Source organism: Phenylobacterium sp. (assembly GCF_016124325.1).
GTDB lineage: Bacteria > Pseudomonadota > Alphaproteobacteria > Caulobacterales > Caulobacteraceae > Phenylobacterium.
On the sequence record NZ_WGNY01000057.1, the window covers coordinates 1 to 20,907 of the forward strand.

Annotated in this window: 22 protein-coding genes and 1 tRNA gene; 7 read left to right on the plus strand and 16 right to left on the minus strand. The window is 71.0% G+C overall.

Annotation, left to right across the window (positions count from 1 at the left end; genetic code table 11):
- Position 1 precedes the first annotated feature (1 nt).
- Together GC203_RS23600 and GC203_RS23605 are read right to left on the minus strand one after the other, a co-directional pair.
- A tRNA-Leu gene (locus tag GC203_RS23600) sits at positions 2-86 on the minus strand.
- A gap of 65 nt (positions 87-151) precedes the next feature.
- Positions 152-472 carry a FliM/FliN family flagellar motor switch protein gene (locus tag GC203_RS23605; protein WP_293459459.1) on the minus strand — a complete coding sequence of 107 codons (321 nt, stop codon included), beginning with the start codon at positions 470-472 and terminating at the stop codon, positions 152-154.
- Between the two features lie 10 nt (positions 473-482).
- On the opposite strand from GC203_RS23605, the gene lipB reads away from it, so the two are divergent.
- Positions 483-1,220, plus strand: a complete 738-nt coding sequence (gene lipB / locus GC203_RS23610; protein ID WP_293459420.1) for a lipoyl(octanoyl) transferase LipB — start codon at positions 483-485, stop codon at positions 1,218-1,220.
- 31 nt (positions 1,221-1,251) lie between these two features.
- On the opposite strand, the gene GC203_RS23615 is transcribed toward lipB, so the two are convergent.
- A complete protein-coding gene (locus GC203_RS23615; RefSeq protein WP_293459421.1) occupies positions 1,252-3,225 on the minus strand; it encodes an acetyl/propionyl/methylcrotonyl-CoA carboxylase subunit alpha in 1,974 nt (657 codons plus the stop codon).
- A 116-nt stretch (positions 3,226-3,341) separates the two neighbouring features.
- Here GC203_RS23615 and msrB point away from each other — a divergent pair, with 116 nt between their 5' ends.
- Positions 3,342-3,851 carry a peptide-methionine (R)-S-oxide reductase MsrB gene (gene msrB / locus GC203_RS23620; protein ID WP_293459422.1) on the plus strand — a complete coding sequence of 170 codons (510 nt, stop codon included), beginning with the start codon at positions 3,342-3,344 and terminating at the stop codon, positions 3,849-3,851.
- Between the two features lie 7 nt (positions 3,852-3,858).
- Here msrB and GC203_RS23625 read toward each other — a convergent pair whose 3' ends face one another.
- The 3 genes from GC203_RS23625 to GC203_RS23635 all read right to left on the minus strand — a co-directional run bounded on the left by GC203_RS23625 (position 3,859) and on the right by GC203_RS23635 (position 5,773).
- Positions 3,859-4,347 (minus strand): hypothetical protein, encoded by a 489-nt coding sequence (locus GC203_RS23625; RefSeq protein WP_293459424.1) that lies wholly within the window; start codon positions 4,345-4,347, stop codon positions 3,859-3,861.
- A gap of 67 nt (positions 4,348-4,414) precedes the next feature.
- The gene (locus GC203_RS23630) at positions 4,415-4,675 is read right to left on the minus strand and encodes a hypothetical protein (RefSeq protein ID WP_293459425.1); all 261 of its coding nucleotides are present in this window, start codon (positions 4,673-4,675) and stop codon (positions 4,415-4,417) included.
- Positions 4,676-5,773: a histidine kinase gene (locus GC203_RS23635; RefSeq protein ID WP_293459426.1), complete on the minus strand. Its 1,098-nt coding sequence runs from the start codon at positions 5,771-5,773 to the stop codon at positions 4,676-4,678.
- A 259-nt stretch (positions 5,774-6,032) separates the two neighbouring features.
- Between GC203_RS23635 and GC203_RS23640 the strand changes: the two genes are divergently transcribed.
- On the plus strand, positions 6,033-6,668 hold the full coding sequence (locus GC203_RS23640) for a response regulator transcription factor (RefSeq protein ID WP_293459427.1): 636 nt from the start codon (positions 6,033-6,035) through the stop codon (positions 6,666-6,668).
- 167 nt (positions 6,669-6,835) lie between these two features.
- On the opposite strand, the gene GC203_RS23645 is transcribed toward GC203_RS23640, so the two are convergent.
- Positions 6,836-8,368 carry an acyl-CoA carboxylase subunit beta gene (locus tag GC203_RS23645; RefSeq protein WP_293459429.1) on the minus strand — a complete coding sequence of 511 codons (1,533 nt, stop codon included), beginning with the start codon at positions 8,366-8,368 and terminating at the stop codon, positions 6,836-6,838.
- A gap of 88 nt (positions 8,369-8,456) precedes the next feature.
- Between GC203_RS23645 and GC203_RS23650 the strand changes: the two genes are divergently transcribed.
- Positions 8,457-8,750: a putative quinol monooxygenase gene (locus GC203_RS23650; protein ID WP_293459431.1), complete on the plus strand. Its 294-nt coding sequence runs from the start codon at positions 8,457-8,459 to the stop codon at positions 8,748-8,750.
- Here the strand turns inward: GC203_RS23650 and GC203_RS23655 are convergent.
- Entirely contained in the window at positions 8,747-9,481 is a 735-nt protein-coding gene (locus GC203_RS23655; protein ID WP_293459432.1) for an ATP12 family protein, read from the minus strand. The two genes, GC203_RS23650 and GC203_RS23655, sit on opposite strands and share 4 nt — an antisense overlap.
- 81 nt (positions 9,482-9,562) lie before the next feature.
- Between GC203_RS23655 and GC203_RS23660 the strand changes: the two genes are divergently transcribed.
- Both GC203_RS23660 and GC203_RS23665 read left to right on the plus strand, forming a co-directional pair.
- Positions 9,563-10,987 carry a DUF1800 family protein gene (locus GC203_RS23660; protein WP_293459433.1) on the plus strand — a complete coding sequence of 475 codons (1,425 nt, stop codon included), beginning with the start codon at positions 9,563-9,565 and terminating at the stop codon, positions 10,985-10,987.
- Positions 10,984-12,165 (plus strand): DUF1501 domain-containing protein, encoded by a 1,182-nt coding sequence (locus GC203_RS23665; RefSeq protein WP_293459434.1) that lies wholly within the window; start codon positions 10,984-10,986, stop codon positions 12,163-12,165. The genes GC203_RS23660 and GC203_RS23665 overlap by 4 nt, the downstream gene beginning before the upstream one ends.
- On the opposite strand, the gene GC203_RS23670 is transcribed toward GC203_RS23665, so the two are convergent.
- The 3 genes from GC203_RS23670 to crcB are packed head-to-tail and all read right to left on the minus strand — an operon-like array spanning position 12,162 to position 15,012.
- Positions 12,162-13,658 carry a putative 2OG-Fe(II) oxygenase gene (locus GC203_RS23670; protein ID WP_293459435.1) on the minus strand — a complete coding sequence of 499 codons (1,497 nt, stop codon included), beginning with the start codon at positions 13,656-13,658 and terminating at the stop codon, positions 12,162-12,164. The genes GC203_RS23665 and GC203_RS23670 overlap by 4 nt on opposite strands.
- Positions 13,655-14,632 (minus strand): RluA family pseudouridine synthase, encoded by a 978-nt coding sequence (locus GC203_RS23675; protein ID WP_293459436.1) that lies wholly within the window; start codon positions 14,630-14,632, stop codon positions 13,655-13,657. The genes GC203_RS23670 and GC203_RS23675 overlap by 4 nt, the downstream gene beginning before the upstream one ends.
- Positions 14,629-15,012: a fluoride efflux transporter CrcB gene (crcB, locus tag GC203_RS23680; protein WP_293459437.1), complete on the minus strand. Its 384-nt coding sequence runs from the start codon at positions 15,010-15,012 to the stop codon at positions 14,629-14,631. Before crcB ends, GC203_RS23675 begins: the two co-directional genes overlap by 4 nt.
- 57 nt (positions 15,013-15,069) lie before the next feature.
- On the opposite strand from crcB, the gene GC203_RS23685 reads away from it, so the two are divergent.
- Positions 15,070-16,326, plus strand: a complete 1,257-nt coding sequence (locus tag GC203_RS23685; RefSeq protein ID WP_293459439.1) for a hypothetical protein — start codon at positions 15,070-15,072, stop codon at positions 16,324-16,326.
- Positions 16,327-16,332: 6 nt separating this feature from the next.
- On the opposite strand, the gene GC203_RS23690 is transcribed toward GC203_RS23685, so the two are convergent.
- From GC203_RS23690 to GC203_RS23710, 5 genes are all read right to left on the minus strand, one after another.
- Positions 16,333-16,818, minus strand: a complete 486-nt coding sequence (locus GC203_RS23690; RefSeq protein ID WP_293459441.1) for a hypothetical protein — start codon at positions 16,816-16,818, stop codon at positions 16,333-16,335.
- Positions 16,819-16,891: 73 nt separating this feature from the next.
- On the minus strand, positions 16,892-17,623 hold the full coding sequence (locus GC203_RS23695) for an RluA family pseudouridine synthase (RefSeq protein ID WP_293459442.1): 732 nt from the start codon (positions 17,621-17,623) through the stop codon (positions 16,892-16,894).
- 9 nt (positions 17,624-17,632) lie between these two features.
- The gene (locus GC203_RS23700) at positions 17,633-18,076 is read right to left on the minus strand and encodes a hypothetical protein (protein WP_293459443.1); all 444 of its coding nucleotides are present in this window, start codon (positions 18,074-18,076) and stop codon (positions 17,633-17,635) included.
- 65 nt (positions 18,077-18,141) lie between these two features.
- Positions 18,142-19,446: a replication-associated recombination protein A gene (locus GC203_RS23705; RefSeq protein ID WP_293459444.1), complete on the minus strand. Its 1,305-nt coding sequence runs from the start codon at positions 19,444-19,446 to the stop codon at positions 18,142-18,144.
- A gap of 34 nt (positions 19,447-19,480) precedes the next feature.
- The gene (locus GC203_RS23710) at positions 19,481-20,899 is read right to left on the minus strand and encodes a Do family serine endopeptidase (RefSeq protein WP_293459445.1); all 1,419 of its coding nucleotides are present in this window, start codon (positions 20,897-20,899) and stop codon (positions 19,481-19,483) included.
- Positions 20,900-20,907 lie beyond the last annotated feature (8 nt).

Consider the following 20,907-nt stretch of genomic DNA (forward strand, 5'->3'; position numbering starts at 1 on the left):
CTGGTGCGGTCGAGAAGACTCGAACTTCCACGGGTTGCCCCACAGCGACCTCAACGCTGCGCGTCTACCAATTCCGCCACGACCGCTCGTGGTGAGGCGGCGCAGGTAGCAAACCCCGCCCGCTTTGTGAAGTGCGCCGAATTGGCGCCGGTCAGAGGCCGCCGGCCATAAAGTCGTAGACGTTGGCCTCGCGGGTCACCGCGATGGCGATGCGCTCGTCGTTGGTCTGGATCTCGCCGCGGGCCACCGGATGGTTGTTGGCCAGGATCCAGACTTCTTCGTTCACGGTGGCGTCCAGCGGGATGACGGCGCCGCGGCCCATGCGCAGCAGTTGCGCCATGGGCATGCTGGCGCGGCCGAGCACGACCTGGATTTCGACATTGACCGCCTTGACCTGAGACACGAAGGACGACCTCGACCTAAGCTGGAACGCGACTGAAGGGCATTGCGCGAAGCACGCCCGAACCCACATTTGCGCCGACATGCTTGACCGCACGTTAAATCTGTCCGCTCCAGCGCCATTCGGCCGCACCGATGCGGAAGCCGCCGGATGGGCGGTTTCGAGCGCGCCCGTAGCCTACCCCGACGCCGTGGCGGCGATGGAGGCGCGCGCCGCGGCGATCGCCGAGGGCCGCGCCGGCGAGCTGGTCTGGCTGCTGGAGCATCCCGCGCTCTACACCGCCGGCGTCTCGGCCAAGGCGGGCGACCTGCTCGATCCCGACCGCTTCCCGGTGTTCGAGACCGGGCGCGGCGGCCAGTTCACCTATCACGGCCCCGGCCAGCGGGTGGCCTATGTGATGCTGGACCTGACGAAGCGCGCCCGCGACGTCCGCGCCTTCGTGGCGGCGCTGGAGGCCTGGGTGATCGGGGCGCTGGGCCATTTCAACGTCAGGGGCGAGGTGCGGCCCGGCCGCGTGGGCGTCTGGGTGGAGCGGCGCGCGCCTGGGATTCCCCCGCGCGAGGACAAGATCGCGGCGATCGGCGTGAAACTGCGCCGATGGGTCTCGTTCCACGGGATATCCCTGAACGTGGAGCCCGACCTGACCCACTTCTCGGGAATCGTGCCCTGCGGCGTGACCGAGCACGGCGTCACCAGCCTGGTGGACCTGGGCCTGCCCGTGACCATGGACGAGGCCGACGCGGCGCTGAAGGCCAGCTTCCGCGAGGTGTTCGGCGCGGTCGAGGACGTCGCCCCGCCGCTGGCGTCCGGGCGGGGCTGAGCGGAACGGCCGCCGCTCCCCGCCGGCGGCCTCAGGCGAACTCCACCAGCACCTCGTCGGCGGCCACGCTGTCACCGGACTTGGCGTTGACGGCCTTCACCACCCCGTCGCGCTCGGCGCGGATGATGTTCTGCATCTTCATGGCCTCCAGCACGGCCACGACCTCGCCGGTCTTGACCTCCTGGCCAGCGACGACGTCGATGGAGACCACCAGGCCCGGCATCGGCGAAAGCACCATCTTGGAGGTGTCGGCCGCCTTCTTGGGCGGCAGCTTCTCGTGCAGCGCGGCCGAGCGGGGGGTCAGGACGAGGACATGCAGGGTCGTGGCGCGATGGCGCACGATGAAGCCCTCGGCCGCGGGGCGGACCGTGGCGGTGAAGTCCTGGCCCTGGCACCGGCCGCGGAACAGCGGCTGGCCCGGCCGCCAGTCGACGCTCTCAAGCCGGGTCTGCCGGCCCTCGCCCTCCACCGTGAAGTCGCCGTTGTCGGCGGTCACGCGCACCGCGCGCTTCTGGTGGCCCACCACCACGATCCAGTCCTGGCGCAGCAGGTCGGGCGCGGCGCGGCGGGTGAGCGTGCGGTGCATGGAGAGCGCCACGGCGGTCATCAGGTCGCGCTGGGCGTCGGTCGGCGGCAGGCCCGCGAAGCCTTCGGGGAACTCGTCCTTGATGTAGTTGGTCGACAGCTTGCCCGACCGGAACCGCTTCTGGTCCATCACCGCGGCCAGGAACGGAATGTTGTGGCCCAGCCCCTCGATGTGGAAGTCCTCCAGGGCGCGGCCCATGGCGTCGATCGCGGCGTCGCGCGTCTTCCCCCAGGTGGACAGCTTGGAGATCATCGGGTCGTAGAACATCGAGATCTCATCGCCCTCGCGCACGCCGGCGTCGTTGCGCACGATGCCGGTGACGGTCTCGCCCTCGGCCGGGGGGCTGTAGCGGACCAGCCGGCCGATGGACGGCAGGAAGCCGCGGTACGGATCCTCGGCGTAGATCCGGCTCTCCATGGCCCAGCCCTTGATCTTCAGGTCGGCCTGGCCGAACGCCAGCGGCTCGCCGGCCGCGACGCGGATCATCTGCTCGACGAGGTCGACGCCGGTGATGAGTTCGGTGACCGGGTGTTCCACCTGCAGGCGGGTGTTCATCTCGAGGAAGAAGAACGAGCGGTCCTGGCCCGCGACGAACTCGACGGTGCCGGCGCTGTCGTAGCCCACGGCCTTGGCGAGCGCGACGGCCTGGTCGCCCATGGCCTTGCGGGTCTTGGCGTCGAGCAGCGGGCTGGGCGCCTCCTCGACAACCTTCTGGTTGCGCCGCTGGATCGAGCATTCGCGCTCGAACAGGTGAACCACGTGGCCGTGCTTGTCGCCCAGCACCTGGATTTCCACGTGCCGCGGGCTCTCGATGAACTTCTCGATGAAGATGCGGTCGTCGCCGAAGCTGGCCTTGGCCTCGGCCTTCACGGCCGGGAAGCCTTCCTCGACGTCCTTGCGGTTCCAGGCGACGCGGATGCCCTTCCCGCCCCCGCCGGCCGAGGCCTTGATCATCACCGGATAGCCGATTTCCTCGGCGATCTTGATGGCGTGGGCGGTGTCGTCGATCTCGCCGACGTGGCCCGGAACGGTGGAAACGCCCGCCTTGGCGGCGAATTTCTTGGACTCGATCTTGTCGCCCATGGCCTCGATGGCCTTGGGGTTGGGGCCGATGAAGACGATGCCCTCGGCGGCCAGGCGGCGCGCGAAGCTGGCGTTCTCCGAGAGGAAACCGAAGCCGGGGTGGACGGCCTCGGCGCCCGTCAGGCGCACGGCCTCGACGATCTTGTCGGCCAGCAGATAGCTCTCCGCCGCTGGCGGCGGGCCGATGAACACCGACTCGTCGGCCATCTCGACGGCCATGGAGTCGGCGTCGGCCTCGGAATAGACGACCACCGTCTTGATGCCCATGCGGCGGCAGGTCTTGATGATCCGGACGGCGATCTCGCCCCGGTTGGCGATCAGAATCTTCGAGAACATCGTGCGCCTTATCGACCAGGGTTCCGCGTGGAGGCCCGCGAGGCGGCCTCAGGCATGGCGGTGATCGTCATTACGCATGGTCTCCCGTCTTTCACCCAAGGGGTGCGGACCTTAGATTGACGGCCATGAGCACGCCAGCGATCTCCCCCTCCGGGTTCTCCCTCTCGCCGCCTGACGCTGAGGAACGCAAGCGCCTGGAAGCCGACCTCACCCGCGAGGAGGCCGACGTCCTGCTGCACCACGGCACCGAAGCGCCGTTCTGCGGCGGCCTCCTCGACCAGAAGGACGACGGCGTCTACTGCTGCCGCCTCTGCGGACTGCCCCTGTTCCGGCACAAGACCAAGTTCGAGAGCGGCACCGGCTGGCCCTCGTTCTGGGCGCCGTTCGACGAGGCGCACGTCGTGGGCGTGAAGGACACGTCCTGGGGCATGGTGCGGATCGAGACGCGCTGCGCGCGCTGCGACAGCCACCAGGGCCACGTCTTCCCCGACGGCCCGCCGCCGACCCGGCTGCGCTACTGCATCAATTCGGTGTCGCTGAGCTTCGTCGCCAATGGCGAAACCCTGCCCGATCCCCTGGAGCGAGGCGACAACGACGCTCTGAAGGCCGCCGAGGCCAAAGCCTGAGACGCCGTCAGCCGCGCGGGCGTCCCTTGCGGGCGATGGCGCCGCGCGGCAGCGGATGGTCCGCCTCTTCCGTCGGCTCCAGCAGGCGGTTGAGCACGTAGAACAGGAAGGCCGTCGACCAGCCGATCAGCAGCATGCCGTTGACGGCCTCCAGCGCGCCGACGATGCGCCAGCCCTCCGGCAGCACCTGGCCGGACTCGCCCAGAGTGGAATAGGCGCTGGTGGAGACGTAAAGCGCCGCCTCGGCGGTCGGCAGCAGGCCCAGCATCCAGAAGGCGCCGGCGTAGAGCCAGATCTCCACCCCGTGGACCACGAACAGGCCGATGACGATGCCCAGCGGCACGATCAGCCGGTCGACATCGGCCCACTGGCTCTTGAACCGGCGCACGTGGAGCCCGGTGAGCCGCAGCAGAATGTCGAGGCCGATCAGGTGGATCACCACCGTCGCCGCCACCAGGACGGTCGAGAGCGCCAGTTCCCGTGCGAGGCTGTCCATACGCGCTTTGAAGCACAGCCGGATGGCTCAGGTCTTGCGCTAAGTCGCGCCGAACCGGACGCCGCGCTCAGCGCGAAATCACCGTCAGCACCGCGGAGATGAGGCCGGCCCACATCGCGAGCGAGACCATCAGCGCGACGGTCAGGGCGATCCCCCTTGGCCACCTTTCGGATTCGCCGTGGGCGGGCGTTCGCCGCGGCGGGGCCTCGACCGCGCGGCCACGGGCGGCGACGCCCTGCTGGAGTCCCGACGCGGCGACCTTGCGATACATGGACTTGCCCTCGGTTGCGCCGCAGGCCGGGCGCGGCGCCCGGCGATCACGGCTCAACTACAGGGATATGCGTCCACGCTCGGCTCCGGCATCAGGTGTTACCCGAGGGCCTACCTCAGGTTGACCCCGGCGTTCCGGCTGGGCGAGTTCGCCCGGCACGGGCGCACGCGCCCGGACCCGGAGGCCCGTTCCATGGGAATCCAGGGTCAGCGATCCCCCCAACTGGCGCATCCGGGCCAGCATCCCGCCCACGCCGACGCCAAGCGGCTCGGCCGGCGCCTTGCCATGTCGCAGACGCTGCATGCCCACGCCGTCGTCCTCGACCTCAAGCACGACGAACCCGCCGTCGCGGAAGAGCCGGATCGCCGCCTTCTGGGCTCGCGCATGGCGGTAGACGTTCATGAGCGCCTCCTGGGCCACCCGGAACAGCGCCATCTGGGCGGCCTCCGGCAGGTCCCAGGGCCCGTCGCCGACCTCGACGGTGACCTCCAGGCCGGTGCGCAGACCGAAGCCGGCGCCGAAGTCCTCCAGGGTCTTCGCCAGGCCGCCGTCGCGCAGGCTGGGGGGATGCAGCATGAACGAGAACGTGCGGATCTCGGATTGGGCCGCGACGATCGAGCGCCGCACGTCGGTCACGATTCTGCGAGCTTCGCCGGTAAGCTTAAGGCGGCGCTGCAACGCGCCGAGGCCGAGTTGGGCCGCCACCAGCAGCTGGGCGGTCGAGTCGTGCAGCTCGCGGCCGACCCGGCGGCGCTCGTTCTGCTCGGCCTGGGCCAACGCCAGCGCGGCCCCTCCGGCCCCCTCCTCGGGCGTCGTCGCGTAGCGCGACGCCTCGGTCATGATCACCAGCGCCGCATCGCCGAGCGGCCGGATCTCGACCTCGGCGCGGACGACCCGTTCTCCCCGCGCACGGGCGACGCCGATCCGCGTCGACGCCTTGTCGCGCAAGGCGTTGGCGAACGCCCGGCATATCCGTTCGGCGGCGCGCGGGCGGAACAGATCGGCCAGGCGGCGGCCTTCCAGCCCGGCGGGCGGCGCGCCGAACTGCTCGGCAAGCAGGGCGCTGATCGCCTGGACGCGCGGCTCCCCGCCGACGATCGCGACGAGGGCCACGGGCGCGGGAATTTCGACGACGAACCTTCGATAGTCGTCCACCGTGAAGGGGCCTGGTTCGACATGCGCAAACATCCGACGCCTCGCGGTTTCGGCACAGCTTTAAGGTGAATCAGAAACCCAAAAGTCGTGCTTCTCCCATGCAGAACGTACAGCCTTAGGGAGAATTCGTACACGCTATTCGTGCATACCTTATCCACCGCTCCAGGGTGGAAGAGCCCGGAGCAAGGGTTTCGCCTGATGGGCGTCCGCGTAGCGTCCAGTATCGCTGGATCCGTCGAACGCCCACGATGGAGAAGGCATGCTGCGGATCCTCATCGCCGACGATCATGAAATCGTTCGCAAGGGTGTGCGGGACCTCGTCGAGAGCCATCCCGGCTGGGAGGTGTGCGGCGAGGCCGCCGATGGCCAGCAGGCCATGGACATCGCCCTCGCTCAGCAACCGGACGTGGCGATCCTGGACGTCTCGCTGCCCCTGATGAACGGCGTGGCCCTGACCCGGCGCCTGCACACCGAGCGCCCCGGCATCCGGGTGCTGCTGTTCACGATGCACGACGACGACGAGACGGTGGGCAGCGGCCTGGCCGCGGGCGCCCGCGGATACCTGCTCAAGTCCGACAGCGAGCACCACCTGGAGGCGGCCATCTCGGCCCTGGGCGCCAACCGCCCCTATTTCTCGGATTCGGTGTCGGAGCTGCTGCTGGACGCCGTGGTCCACGGGCGCCAGCCGGGCCGCCTGGAGAGCTTCAGCCTGCGCGAACTGGAGGTCGCCCAGCTCATCGCCGAGGGCAACTCCAACAAGCAGGTGGCCCGCCACCTGGGCATCAGCATCAAGACGGTCGAGAGCCACCGCGCCGCGGCCATGCGCAAGGCCGGCGTCCGCTCGGGGCCCGAGTTCGTGCGCTTCGCCGTGAAGCACAACCTGATCCAGGCGTAGGGCGCCGCGCCTCAGGTCGATGCGCCGAAGGCCTCGGGGTTTCGCCGGATGCCGGAATCATCACGCCAGGCGCAGGGTGACGGTGGACGCGGCGAGACGCCGCTGTAGACCGAGACACCCCTGTTGCGGCGACGGCCCGCACCCATCTCGCCGCGTCCGCCCGCCCCCTACAGCGGAATGTTGTCGTGCTTCTTCCAGGGGTTCGACAGCGTCTTGCCCTTGAGGTTCTTCAGCGCGTTGACGATCCGCTTGCGGGTCGAGTGCGGCATGATCACGTCGTCGATGTAGCCGCGCGAGGCGGCCACGAACGGGTTGGCGAAGCGGGCCTTGTACTCGGCCTCGCGCGCCGCGATCGCCTCGGGATCGCCGATCTCGGAGCGGAAGATGATCTCCACCGCGCCCTTCGAGCCCATGACCGCGATCTCGGCGGTGGGCCAGGCGTAGTTCACGTCGCCGCGGATGTGCTTGGAGCTCATCACGTCGTAGGCGCCGCCGTAGGCCTTGCGGGTGATCAGGGTGATCTTCGGCACGGTCGCCTCGGCGTAGGCGAACAGGAGCTTGGCCCCGTGACGGATCAGGCCGCCCTGCTCCTGCTTGGTGCCGGGCATGAAGCCGGGGACGTCCACGAAGGTGATGATCGGGATATCGAAGGCGTCGCAGAAGCGCACGAAGCGGGCGCCCTTGCGGCTGGCGTCGATATCGAGCACGCCGGCCAGGGTCTGCGGCTGGTTGGCGACGATGCCCACCGGCTGGCCGTCCATGCGGCCGAAGCCGACCACGATGTTCTTGGCGAAGTCGGGACTGATCTCGAAGAAGTCGGCCTCGTCGACCACCTTCAGGATCAGCTCGCGCATGTCGTAGGGCTTGTTGGGATTGGCCGGGACCAGGGTGTCCAGGCTCATCTCCATGCGGTCGGGCGCGTCGTAGCTCTCGCGCACCGGCGGCTTCTCGCGGTTGGAGAGCGGCAGGAAGTCGATCAGGCGCCGGATCTGGGTCAGGGCCTCGAGGTCGTTGTCGTAGGCGCCGTCGGCGACGCCCGACTTCAGCGCATGGACGCGGTAGCCGCCCAGCTCCTCGTGGCTCACCTCCTCGTGGGTGACCGTGCGCACCACGTCGGGGCCGGTGACGTACATGTAGGAGGTGTCCTTCACCATGAAGATGAAGTCGGTGATGGCCGGCGAGTAGACGTCGCCGCCGGCGCAGGGGCCCATGATCACGCTGATCTGGGGGATCACGCCCGAGGCCAGGGTGTTCTCGAGGAAGATGTCGGCATAGCCGCCCAGGCTGGCGACGCCCTCCTGGATGCGCGCGCCGCCGGCGTCGAACAGGCCGATCACAGGGGCGCCCACCTTCATGGCCTGGCGCTGGACCTTGAGGATCTTCTCGGCGTGGGCGCTGGAAAGAGAGCCGCCGAAGACCGTGAAATCCTTGGAGAAGACGAACACGACCCGGCCGTTGACGCGGCCCCAGCCGGTGACGACGCCATCGCCGGGGATGCGCTGCTTGTCCATCCCGAATTCGGTGACGCGGTGCTCGACGAACATGTCGAACTCTTCGAACGAACCTTCGTCGAGCAGCAGGTCGATGCGCTCGCGCGCCGTCAGCTTGCCCTTGGCGTGCTGGTTGGCGATCCGCTTCTCGCCCCCGCCCAGCCGGGCCTCGGCGCGGCGCTTTTCGAGTTCTTCCAGGATATGCTTCACGGAAAGCCCTTCGTGTGGAGAGCGCAGGCGTAGTCTCGGCCGACGGGCGAGGCAAGGTCACGCGGGGTCAGGGCCTGGGAGGATGACAATGCTGGTCGTGACGGGATCGGTGACGGCGCGGGCCGGCGCGCTGGACGCGCTGCGCGAGGCCGCGCTGGCCCATGTGGCGCGCTCGCGCGGCGAGCCGGGCTGCCTGGCGCACAGCGTCCACGTCGACTGCGAGAACCCGCTGCGGCTGTTCTTCTATGAGGAATGGTCGGACCGGGCGGCGCTCGACGCCCATTTCGCCCAGCCCGGCTCGCACGCCTTCATGGCGGCCGTGCGCGAACTCGCCGCGGAGAGCACGCGGGTGAGGATCCTGCCGATCGAGCCCCGCGCCTAGCCGGCCAGGTTGCGGAACCAGCGCTCGAGCATCCGCGCCTCGACGCGGAGGCGGTCGGCGCGCTCCGCCGCCTCGGAGTCGACGCCCCACTTCTCCTCCTGGAAGGCCTCGTCCAGGCGCGAGAGCTCGAAGGCTTCCTCGCCGCCCAGCCAGCCGCGGTGCAGCGCCAGCGCCAGCACGGCCGATCCGAAGAGCGAAGTCCCGAAGGCCAGCCCCGCCAGGGCGAAGTCGTCGAGCGCCAGCGCCGCGTCGCGCACGCCCGCCAGGGTCTCGGGCGGCTGGTCGCGGTGGATGATGCCGGCGCAGCGTTCGAAACGCAGGCCCGCCTCGGCCTCGGCCCGCGCAAGGACCGGGCCCCACTGCGCCTCCTGCCGCGCCACCAGCGCGGCGGGCTCCTCGGCGAAGTAGCAGAGCAGGTCGGAGCCCGCGTACTGGGCCACCTGGTCGGCCACCGCCTCGCGGGAGCCGCCGATCGTCTCGATGGCGGTGTTGGCCAGGCGGGTGGCGTGCATCGTCGCCATCTCGATGGTCTGGTCCTGGCTGGCCCATTCCCCGGCGATCTGCTCGGCCACGGCGCGGGTGGGCAGAACCATCGGCAGGGCCTTGGGCGTGCGCAGGCGGCGACCGTCCAGCAGCACGAGATGGCCGCCGTCGCCCTCGGCGACATCGACGGCCTTGTAGAACCGCTTCGGCTTCTCGACGGGCTCGTGGAAGCCCTTGCGCAGATCCATCCGATCATCCCTCGCCGACGGAACCGCCCGGCGCGGGCGTGGAATGGGGACAAAACACGCCAACCGCAAGGGAAGAAGCGCGTGACCGCCACCCAGAAGGACATCGAGGCCGCGATCGCCGTGACGCGCTTCGGCCTCGGCGCGAAGGCCGGCGAGATCGCCGAGGCCGCCCGCGATCCGCGCGGCTATCTCCAGGCCCAGGTGCGGCGCGAAGGCGCCGAGACGTTCGCCACCGGCGGCGAGACCTCGGCCCAGCGACTGGCCGAGTTCCGCGACTATCGCCGCCAGCGGGTGATGGCCGAGCAGGCTGGGAAAGGAAAAGGCGACGAGGCCGATCCGGTGAAGGCCGCGCGCGGCTTCCTGCGCCAGAACCTGGGCGGCGACATCCAGGCCCGCCTCGAACTCGCGGTCGAGACCGACGCCGGCTTCCGCGAGCGCTGGGCCCTGTTCTGGGCCAACCACTTCACCGTCTCGGCCACCAAGGTGCAGGCCGCGAGCCTGGTGGGCCCCTATGAGAACGAGGCGATCCGCCCGCACGTCTTCGGCCGCTTCGCCGACCTGCTGGACGCGGTGGAGACGCACCCGGCGATGCTGGTCTACCTCGACCAGGCGCAGTCGATCGGGCCCAACAGCCGCGCGGCCCAGGTCCTGAAGCGCGGCGGGAGGCGACGCGCCCAGACCGATGGGGCCCCGCCGCGGCCCAAGGGCCTGAACGAGAACCTCGCCCGCGAGATCATGGAGCTGCACACCGTGGGCGTCGACGGCGGCTACAGCCAGGCCGACGTCACCGAGTTCGCCCGCGCGCTCACCGGCCTGGGGCTCGCCGGCCCGCGCGACGGCGCCCCGCCCGGCCAGGTGATCTTCCGCGAGCTCGCTCACGAGCCGGGCGAGCGCATGGTGATGGGCGTGCGCTACAAGGGGACCGGCAAGGCCCAGTCGGGCGCGATCCTGGCCGACCTCGCCGCCAAGCCTCAGACGGCCCGGTTCGTCTGCACGAAGATCGCCCGGCATTTCGTGGCCGACGATCCGCCGCCCGCGCTGGTGGACCGGCTGGTGGAGGCCTGGACGTCCAGCGGGGGCGACCTCGGCCGCGTGGCCATAGCCCTGGTGGATGCGCCCGAGGCCTGGGTCCCGGCGGCGCGGAAGTTGAAGACGCCCTACGAGTTCGTCGCCTCCAGCTTTCGCGCGGTGGGCCACCCGCCGCCGATGCGGGCCAATCAGGCGATCGGGACGCTGGGGCAGCGCACCTTCGGCGCGCCCTCGCCCAAGGGCTGGCCCGACGAGGCCGAGTCCTGGGCCGCCTCCGACGCCCTGGTCAAGCGGATGGAGTTCGCCCAGGGCCTCTCCGCCGCCGTCGGCCCCGGCGTGGAGGATCCCATGCGCCTGGCCGACGCCGCCCTGGGCGCGCGCCTGGGCCCCGCCGCGGCCAAGGCGATCTCGCGGGCCGAGACCCGCGCCGAGGCCGTCGCCCTGCTCCTCATGTCGCCGGAGTTCCAACGCCGATGACCCGCTTCCGCCCCAGCCGCCGCGCGTTCGCCGCCGCCGGCCTCGCCCTGCCCTTCCTGGCCCGCGTCGCCGACGCCGCCGTCCCACGCGGCCGCAAGTTCGTGGTGGTGATCTGCCGCGGAGGGATGGACGGCCTCACCGTCGCCCCGCCGGTGGGCGACCCCGACTACCGCGCCCTGCGCGGCGCGCTGGCGCTCGGCGACGAGGCCCTGGCGCTCGATGGGACCTTCGCGCTGCATCCGTCACTGGCCAGCGTCCACGCCCTGGCCAGGGCGGGCGAGGCGCGCATCGTCCCGGCCGTGGCCACCCCCGACCGCGCCCGTTCCCACTTCGAGGCCCAGGACGTGCTGGAGACCGGCGCGCCCGGCGTCTACGCCACCACCTCGGGCTGGCTGAACCGCGCCGTCCAGGCGATGGCCGTCGGCGGCAAGACGGACGCCATCTCGGTGGGAGCGACGGCGCCGCTGATCCTGCGCGGCGCCGCCCCGGCCGCGTCGTGGTCGCCCGGCCGCTCGATCGACGCCACCGCGCGCCTGCCTGCACTGCTGCAGGACCTCTACAGTGACGCTCCGCTGCTGGGCCCGGCCCTGGCCCGGGGGCTCGCGACCGAGACCATGGCGCGGGAGACCGGCGCGGACGGCGGGGGCGCGATGCGCGCCGGCGCGGGCCAGGGCCGCGAGGCCGCGCGGACCATGGGCTCGTCCCTGGCCGACTTCCTGAAGGCGCCCGACGGGCCGCAGGTCGCCGCCGTCTCGCTGGACGGCTTCGACACCCACGCCAACCAGATGGTCCAACTCGCCAACCGGCTGGCCGGCCTCGACGCCCTGGTGGACGGGCTGCACGGCGGCCTCGGCCCCGCCTGGAAGGACACGGTGGTCCTCGCCGTCACCGAATTCGGCCGCACGGCGCGGGCCAACGGGACGGGCGGGACCGACCACGGCACCGGCTCGACCGCCCTGGTGCTGGGTGGCGCATTGACGGGCCGCGGCATCGTCGGCGATTGGCCGACCCTGAAGCGCCAGGCCCTGTTCGAGGATCGCGACGTCTATCCGGCGCTCGACATGCGCGCCCTGGCCAAGGGCCTGCTGGCCGAGCATATGGGCGTGGAGCGCAAAGCCTTGGACACGCTGGTGTTCCCCGACAGCGCTGGGGTGGAGCCCCTGCGGTCGGCGATCTAGGCCGGCACGACGTCGAAGGCGATCGTCATCCGCTTCTCGTCGGTCGTGAACGGCACGGTGCCGTGCCACATGTAGGACGGGAACAGCACGAGGCGGCCGGGCCTGGGGCGCTCGTAGTGGTCGGCCGGCAACGGCGGCGCGCTCTGATAGGGCGGATGACCGAAGCGGATCCAGCCCTCGCGTTCGGGACTGTCCAGCGCCGCCTCCGGCGTCTGGACGTAGAACGCCGACGACAGCCAGCCCTCGGGATGGAAGTGATCCTTGTGGAAGCCGCCCGGGCGCAGGCGCACCGACCATGCGCCGGAGATCCGGTAGTCGCCGGCTGACCGGCCGAACAGCGGGCCGACGCCCTCGCCCAGCGAGGCGATATGCCGGCGGATCGGAGACTCGATGGCGCGGAAGAAGGCCTGGATCACCGGATCGTCCGAGCCGGTGAGGCGGAACGTCGTCTGGCTGCCGTGGCGCAGCGACTGGGCCGAGGGATGCTGACTGTAGATGTGGATCCGATCGAGCGAGGCCGCGAGGTCGTTCAGGAAGGCGGCGAGGTCCGGCCACCCCGGCGGCGTCTCGATGTCGTAGGCGCCTACCACCCTGGAATAGTCGCAGAGCTCGCCGTAGAGCGGATCGCCCACGGCCCGGGCGGCCGTGGCGGCCCATCCCCACAGCGACTGGTCGTTCGGCGCGATGGCGATCCCGCGCCGCGCGGTGGCTAGCGCCAGGTCGGCCTGCCCCTTGGCGATCTGGATGATGGCGATGTGGTTGAGCAGGGCGGGCAGGTCGGGGACGATCGACTCCGCCCGCCGCGCCAGCCGCTCGGCCTCGTCCAGATCGCCGCGTTCGAGCGCCGCCTGGGCCCCGCCCATCAGGATCGCCACGTCATCGGGCAGGCGTTCGACCGCCATGCGCAGCAACAGGTCGCCCCGCTCGCCCTGGCCGGCGGCGTCGTAGAACTTGGCCTTGGCCAGCAGCAGGGGCGCCGGCGGGCCGCCGGCGTGAGCCGCCCGGTCCAGGATCTGTTGCGCTTCCTCGACGTCGCCGCGGCGCATCCAGACGACCTCGGCATATTCGCGCGCCGTCTCGATCCGGCCCGGCGCGCGGCGCAACGCCTCCTGATAGGCCACTTCAGCGCCGTCGAGGTCGCCAGCCGCCGCCTTGACGCGGGCCAACACGCCCCAGCTCAGCGCGCCATCCAGACCGAGCGACATGCCGCGCGCCATGGCGCGCACCGCCTCCGCGCTGCGCCCGAGGTCGCCCAGGGTGGCGGCGAGGTTGTGCCAGGCCGCCCCGCTGCCGGGAAACCGCTCGGTCGCCTGGCGGTCGAAGCCCAGCGCCTCCTCGTGCCGGCCGGCGCCCTTCAGGCCCGTGGAGTGCATGGCCAGGGCGCGGTGCGAGGCGCCGGACGCCAGGGCCAGCGGCGTGGTGATCGCGAGCGCCTCGTCCAGACGCCCTTCGTCCAGCAACAGCTTGGCGCGATCCAGCGGGTCGGCGGTCAACGGCGTCTCCGGAAGGGTTCGGGATCGGCCTCGTGCTCGTCGAAGCCGAAGCGCTCGAATCCCGCACGCATCTCCGGGCTCACGGGCGCCTCCAGCGCCAGGGTCCCCCGCGATGGATGCGGCAGGATCAGCCGGCGCGCGTGAAGCTGGAGCTTCAATCCCTCCGACAGCGCCTGCGAGGCCTCGTTGTTGTACTTCGGGTCGCCCAGGATCGGATGGCCCATGGCCAGCATGTGGGCCCGAAGCTGGTGGGTGCGTCCGGTGTGGGGCCACAGCGCCATCCAGGCCGCGCGCGGCCCGGCCCGCGCCAGGGTCACGAACTCGGTCTCGGCCGCCTCGGCATGCGGGTCCTTGGGATCGGCCGGAACCATCATCTCGCGGTCGCCGACCCCCTTCTTGGCCAGCGGCAACTCCAGCACGCCCTCGCCCGGCTTCGGGAAGCCGGCGACGATGGCCCAATAGATCTTCTGCGCCCGCCGCTTGGCGAACGCGCCGGCGAGCTTCGCCGCGGCGCCCGGCGTCTTGCCCAGCACCAGAACGCCCGAGGTGTCTCGGTCGAGGCGATGCACCAGCCGGGGCCGTTCCAGTCCCTCGCCCCAGGCCGAGAGCAGGCGGTCGACGTGCCGGCTGGTCTTGGTGCCGCCCTGCACGGCGAGGCCCGAGGGCTTGTTGAGCGCAAGAACCTCCTCGTCCTCGTAGATCACCAGGCTGCGCGCGAAGGCGGCGTCACGGGGATCGAGGCCCCGTTTCTCGCCCGGCGGCGGGGCGTCGGGCAGCGGCGGCACGCGCACCTGGGCGCCGGCCGTCAACCGGGTGTCGGGCTTGGCGCGCGCGCCGTCCACGCGGATCTGCCCCGAGCGGGTCAGCTTCTGGATCTGGACGTGGTTGAGGTGCGGCCAGCGGCGCTTGAACCAGCGGTCGAGGCGCACGCCCTCCTCGCCCGCGTCCACATAGAGGGTGCGGACCTCCCTCACGCGAGCAGCTTTCGCATCAGGATCAGGCCGGCGAACAGGGCGGTGACCGACAGCATCACCGAACCCAGGCTGTAGATCGCGGCCGACTGGAACTCGCGCCGTTCCAGCATCAGGGCGATCTCCAACGAGTAGGACGAGAACGTCGTGAAGCCGCCCAGCGCACCCACGCCCAGGATCAGGCGCCAGCGTTCCTGGTCAGGACCGCCGCGCAGCGCCAGCGCGCCGATCAGCACGCCCATGGCGAAGCCGCCCAGGATGTTGGCGGCGAACGTCCCGAAGGGCCAGCCATGGCCCATCAGCCGTGTCGCCTGGACGCCCAGGAGGTAGCGGGCCACGGCGCCCGCCGCCCCGCCGGCGCCCACCAGAAGGAGAGTCTGCATCGCTCGACCTTATGCGACGGCAAGACTTCCTTTGCCAACGTCGGTGAATCTACGCGCATGGCCGCCCCCCAGGTCAGCATGACTGTGACCAAGATCACCGCCACGGACGCCGCGGCGGTGCTCGAACGTCTGGCCGGCTCGGACCGGATCGAGCGGGGCGCCGTGTTCGTCATCAGCGTGGAGGCGATCCGCGAGCGCTCGGGCGACCGCTGGCCCAGGAAGCGCGACGACGTCTGGATCTATCTGAGCCGCAAGCTCAACGAGCATCTGTCCTATCAGGACATCCACCACCGCATCAGCGAGACCGACGTGCTGGTGGCCATGACCACCGAGGACGGCATCGCCGCCCAGTCGGTGGGCATGAAGGTGTTGGAGGAGGTGCTGGAGTTCTTCCTGGGCGCCGTGGCCCCGCTGGATATCCGCATCAAGGGCGTGACAGGCGTCGACGGGAACGAGCTGTGCTGCGTCGACCTCGATCCGAAGGCCATCGCCGCGGCGCGCGACATCGAGGCCGACGCGCCGTTCCGCCGCCAGGTCAGCGCCAAGGCGCAGAGCGAGCGCAACCCGGTCACCTTCCTCGCCTCCAATGGCCAGCGGCTGCAGGTGGACTTCGCCCTGGAGCATCTCGTCAGCCTGCGACACGGGGTGACCGCCGTGCTGCGCGTCGAGCCCACCGTGATCTTCAACGCCACCGGCGAGGCGATCCCGCCGCGCAAGTTCCTCAAGCTGAACGACGACGACCTCATCGCGATCGACCGCGCGACCCTGGCGTTCGGCGCGCTCTTCCTGCCGCGGGACGCCAAGGTCCAGCCGCCGGTGATCCTGCCCGTCTCGTTCCGCACCATGGGCTCGCGCAAGGGACGCGCCGCCTTGACCGAACTCGAGGGCGTGACGTCCGAGCGCCTGCGCCAGGGGGCCATGATCGAGTTCGTCGACATCGATCGCGGCACGCCGGGCGGCCGGCTCGTCGAGGTGACGGGGCTGGTGGGCGGCGTCTGCCGCGGCGTGCTCGCGCGGCTGCATCCCGCCCGCAACGCCCTGCACCCGGTGCAGGGGACGCGCTTCAACGGCCTGACCCTCGACTTCGCCGACTTCGCGCTGCCCGATTCACGCCTGGAAGAGGTGATGCGCCTGATGATGCGCCAGATGCGGGGCAAGGCCCCCGCCCTGATCGCCCAGGGCCTGCGCGATTATCGCCACTTCGACATGGCCGATGCCGCCGGCTTCACCCATGCCAGCGTCCGCGCACGACCGTTGTCCGACCTGGGCCTGGGCGTGCCTCAGTTCCTCCCGGGCTCCGACGGCCTGGCCTGAGGCGGCTCAGACCCGCTGACCGAGGTTTCGCCTGAGGGCGCGGGCGTCGTAGACGTCGGCCCCGCGGGGCCGTTCGCCGCGCCCCATCACCACCTCGATGGTCGTGGCCAGGGACGGGCCCCCGCCCAGGGAGAAGCTGGTCCCCAGCCCCACGCTCAGGCCGCTGCGGCGGCCGTAGTCCATCCCGCCGACGCCGACGCCCACCCGCGGCCCGTTGTCGGGGCGCCCCTCAGTGTAGCGGTCGGTCACGCGGAACCAGTCGTAGCCGTTCGCCAGGGCGAGGTCGGCGGCGCGCAGCAGGGCGTAGTCGGTCACCTGCTGGGCCGGCGCGCCGGGGCCGCCCCGGAACGTGACCCGGTAGCGGCCGGGCTCGATGCTGTATTCCGAATAGCCGACGCCTTGGGGGCCCGCGGCGGGCTGATAGAGCGTGGGCGCGGTCGCACAGGCGGCCAGGAAAGCCGCGGCGGCGAGCGCGAGGAAGGGGCGAGCCATGGCGGGGCGTCCAGAACCTGCGATCCGGACAGTGTAGGCCGAAAAGCGGTGAATGGAGGGCGCCTTCAAAGGCTTAACTCAGGCCGAGCGCCGCGATCAGGTCGGCCATGTCCCTGGGCGGAGGGACATCGAGCCGGGTGCGGCCGCCGGCCGGATGCGGAAAGCTCAGCGCCGTGGCGTGCAACATCAGGCGCGGGACCGGATGTCCCTCCACGACGAGGGCCCCGCCATAGCGGGCGTCACCGGCGATGGGCCGCCCGATGGCCGCCAGGTGGACGCGGAGCTGGTGCATGCGGCCCGTCTGGGGATCCAGCTCGACCAGCGCCGCTCCGGGGGCCTCGGCGCGCGTGCGATAGCGCGAGAGGGCCGTCTCGGCGTCGGGATGATCGGCCGCGCAGACGCGCATATAGGCCTCGCGCCCCTGCTCGTCGCGGCGCAGCGGCAGGTCGATGACCCCGCCCTTGGGGTCGGGCGCACCGGGCGTGACGATCGCCAGGTAGGTCTTGGAGAACTTCCGCGCCATCAGGGCCTTGCCGAGGAATCCCGCGGCGGGCTTGGTCTTGGCCGTGAGGATCACGCCCGAGGTGTCGCGGTCGAGCCGGTGGATCAGGCGCGGTCGCGCCTTGCCCGGCTTGGCGAAAGCCCACAGCAACTCGTCCAGGGTGTGGACCTGGCCGCGGCCGCCCTGGCTGGAGAGGCCCGCGGGCTTGTTCAGCGCGAGGATCTCGGCGTCCTCGTGGATCACCAGGCTGCGGACGAAGGCCGTCTCTTCGGCGGTGAGCTGGATCGGGGCGGCGGTCTTCACCCCGCCGGTTTAGCGGAGCACGCCCCGCTTCGTCATCGTCCACGCGTACCAGAGGAAGAACAGGGTGACAGCGCCGATCACCAGCGGGAAGACGAGACCCATGCTCTCCCGGGCCGCCGGCGTCAGCGCCGTATGGAGGATGTTGCCGATCACGCCGACCATCGAGAGCGCGAAGGCGTGGGCCGCCCAACGCATCCGCAGCAGCAGCAGGACCGAACCCGCCACCGCGCCCCAGACCCCGACGGCCCAGACGGCGTGCATCCATGTGGGATAGGTGTCCATCAGGGCGATCTGGGCGTCGGTCATCCCGGACTGGCGGTAGTAGGCCTCACCCTGCAGGTGGCTCATCGTGTAGTCGTAGCCGCCGTACCCGTTCCAGAGCAGGCCGATCACGCCCACCGCCCACAGATGCCAGGGCGCGCTCGCGCGCGGGATGTCTGCTGTCGTCGCCATCTTCGCCGCCTCCCACGGAGATCGCGCGAGCCTAGCCCTCACACGTTCAGCGAACAACGGTCGGCTTAATCGCCCTTCCCGCGCCGGATGGCCGCCCAGCGCTCCAGCCGCTCCTTGACGCGGGCCTCGGCCCCCTCCCCGCGCGGCTTGTAGAACTCGCGCCGGCCCATCGCCTCGGGGAAGTAGTCCTGCCCCGAGAAGCCCTCGGCGGTGTCGGGGTCGTAGGCGTAGCCCTTGCCGTAGCCCAGCTCCTTCATCAGCCGGGTGGGCGCGTTCAGGATGTGGCTGGGCGGCATCAGCGAGCCGGTCTCGCGCGCCGCCTTCATGGCCGCGCCGAAGGCCTTGTAGACCGCGTTCGACTTGGGCGCGCAGGCCAGGTGGACGGTGAGCTGGGCCAGCGCGATCTCGCCCTCGGGCGAGCCCAGGAAGTCGTAGGTGTCCTTGGCGGCGTTGGCGAGCAGCAGGGAGAGCGGGTCGGCCTCGCCGATGTCCTCCGCCGCCGCGCGGATCAGCCGCCGGGCGATGAACAGCGGATCCTCGCCGCCGGTCAGCATGCGGGCCAGCCAGTAGAGCGCCGCGTCGGGATCGGAGCCCCGGATCGACTTATGCAGCGCCGAGATGAGGTTGTAGTGCTCCTCGCGGTCCTTGTCGTAGGCGGGGCTGCGCTTCTGCAGGATCTGGCCCAGTTCCTTCGTCGTCAGCGGCTTGGCCGAGGCGATGTTGAACAGGGTCTCGGCAAGCGTCAGCAGGTAGCGGCCGTCGCCGTCGGCCAGCGCCACGAGGGCCCCGCGCGCCTCGGCCTCCAGCGGCAGCGGACGGCCCTCGTGCGCCTCGGCCTTGGCCAGCAGGCCTTCGAGCGCCTCGTCGTCGAGCCGCTTGAGCACGAACACCTGGCAGCGGGAGAGCAGCGCCCCGTTCAGCTCGAACGACGGGTTCTCGGTGGTGGCGCCGACCAGGGTGACGACACCCTCCTCCACGAAGGGCAGGAAGCCGTCCTGCTGGGCGCGGTTGAAGCGGTGGATCTCGTCGACGAACAGCAGGGTCGCCTGGCCCGCGGCGCGGCGCACGCGCGCCTGTTCGAACGCCTTCTTGAGATCGGCGACACCCGAGAACACCGCCGAGAGCTGCTGGAACTCGTAGCCGGCTTCCTTGGCCAGCAGCCGGGCGATGGTGGTCTTGCCGGTGCCGGGCGGGCCCCAGAGGATCATCGACGACAGGCGCCGGGCCTCAGCCATGCGCCGGATCGGCCCCTCCGGGCCCAGCAGGTGTTCCTGCCCGACCACTTCCTCCAGGCGCTGCGGGCGCAGGCGGTCGGCCAGCGGCGACGGCTGCTGGGGCGAAAGGCCCGCGGCTTCGAAGAGATCGGCCATGGCCTGCGCTTAGCACAGGCCGCGCGCCGACGCCTCAGCCCGAGAAGACGGCCGTTACTTCCTGGCCGTTGCGCTCGATGGTCACGCGCCACACGCGCTGGGGCGCGGCGATGGCCCCGGCGAGGGTGCGCGTGGTGTCGATCCGCTGGCCATTGACCGCGCGGACGATGTCGCCCGGCCGCAGGCCTACGCCCATGGCCGCGCCGCGGTCGACGCGCGTGACCAGCACGCCCGGCCCCGAAAGGGGATCGATGCCCACCTCCTCGGCCACCGCCGGCGAGATGTTGACCACAGTGGCGCCGTCGAACGGGTTGCGGCCGGCGAGCTTGCGCTCATCGCGGGCCGGCGATTCGGGCGGCGCCTCGGCGCGCAGGTTGAGGTTCAGGCGCTTGCCGTCGCGCAGGACCACCAGGGGTACGGTCTCGCCGGGGCGATGGGCGCCCAGGACGTAGCCCAGCCCGGCGGCGTCCTCGACGGGCTTGCCGTCAGCCTCCAGGACGACGTCGCCCTGGCGCAGCCCCGCCCTGGCCGCGGGGCCGCCCGGCCAGACATCGGCGATCAGCGCGCCCTGCGGCAGTTCCAGGCCGAGGCTCTTGGCGATCGCGCCGTCCACGCTTTGGGTGTGCGCGCCCAGCCAGGGACGCACGACCGTGCGCCCGCCGCCGACGGCCGTCTCCACCACCCGGCGCACCACCGCGGCGGGAATCGCGAAGCCCACGCCCGACGACTGGCCCGAGCGCGAGAGGATGAAGCTGTTCACGCCGATGAGGTCGCCGTCCATGTCGACCAGGGCGCCGCCCGAATTGCCCGGATTGATGGCCGCGTCGGTCTGGATGTAGGTGGTCACCCCTTCGCCCGTGGGGTCGGCGTTGCGGTTGAGCGCCGAGACGATGCCGTTGGTCACGGTCTGGCCGACGCCGAAGGGATCGCCGATGGCCAGCACCAGGTCGCCCACCTGGGTGTCGGCGGTGTCGTCGATCGGCAGGACCGGCAGCTTCTCGCCCTTGGGAATCTCGATCTTCAGCACGGCGAGGTCGGCGCGCGGATCGGCGAGCAGGATCTTGGCCGGGAACTCGCGGCGGTCGGCCAGGGCCACGGTGATCTCCTGGCCGCCCTCGACCACGTGGTTGTTGGTGACGATCACCCCGTCGGATCGCACCAGGACGCCGGAGCCCAGCGAGGCGGCGACGCGCGCCTGCGGCACGCCCAGGCCGAACATCTGCCAGAAGGGATCGGTCTGCTGACGCACCACGCGCTTGGACGAGATGTTCACGACGGCGGGCGCGGCCTGCTTCACCACCGGGGCGAACGACTCCTTCATCGTCCGCGCGCTGGTCGGCGGGGCGCGGTTGGGCTCGGCGAACGCCGGCTGGGTCTGGGCCTGGCTGCCGCGGGGCGAGCAGGACGCCAGCAGGATCATGATGGTCGGAATCAGGACGCGGGGCGCGCGCATGGCCTCTC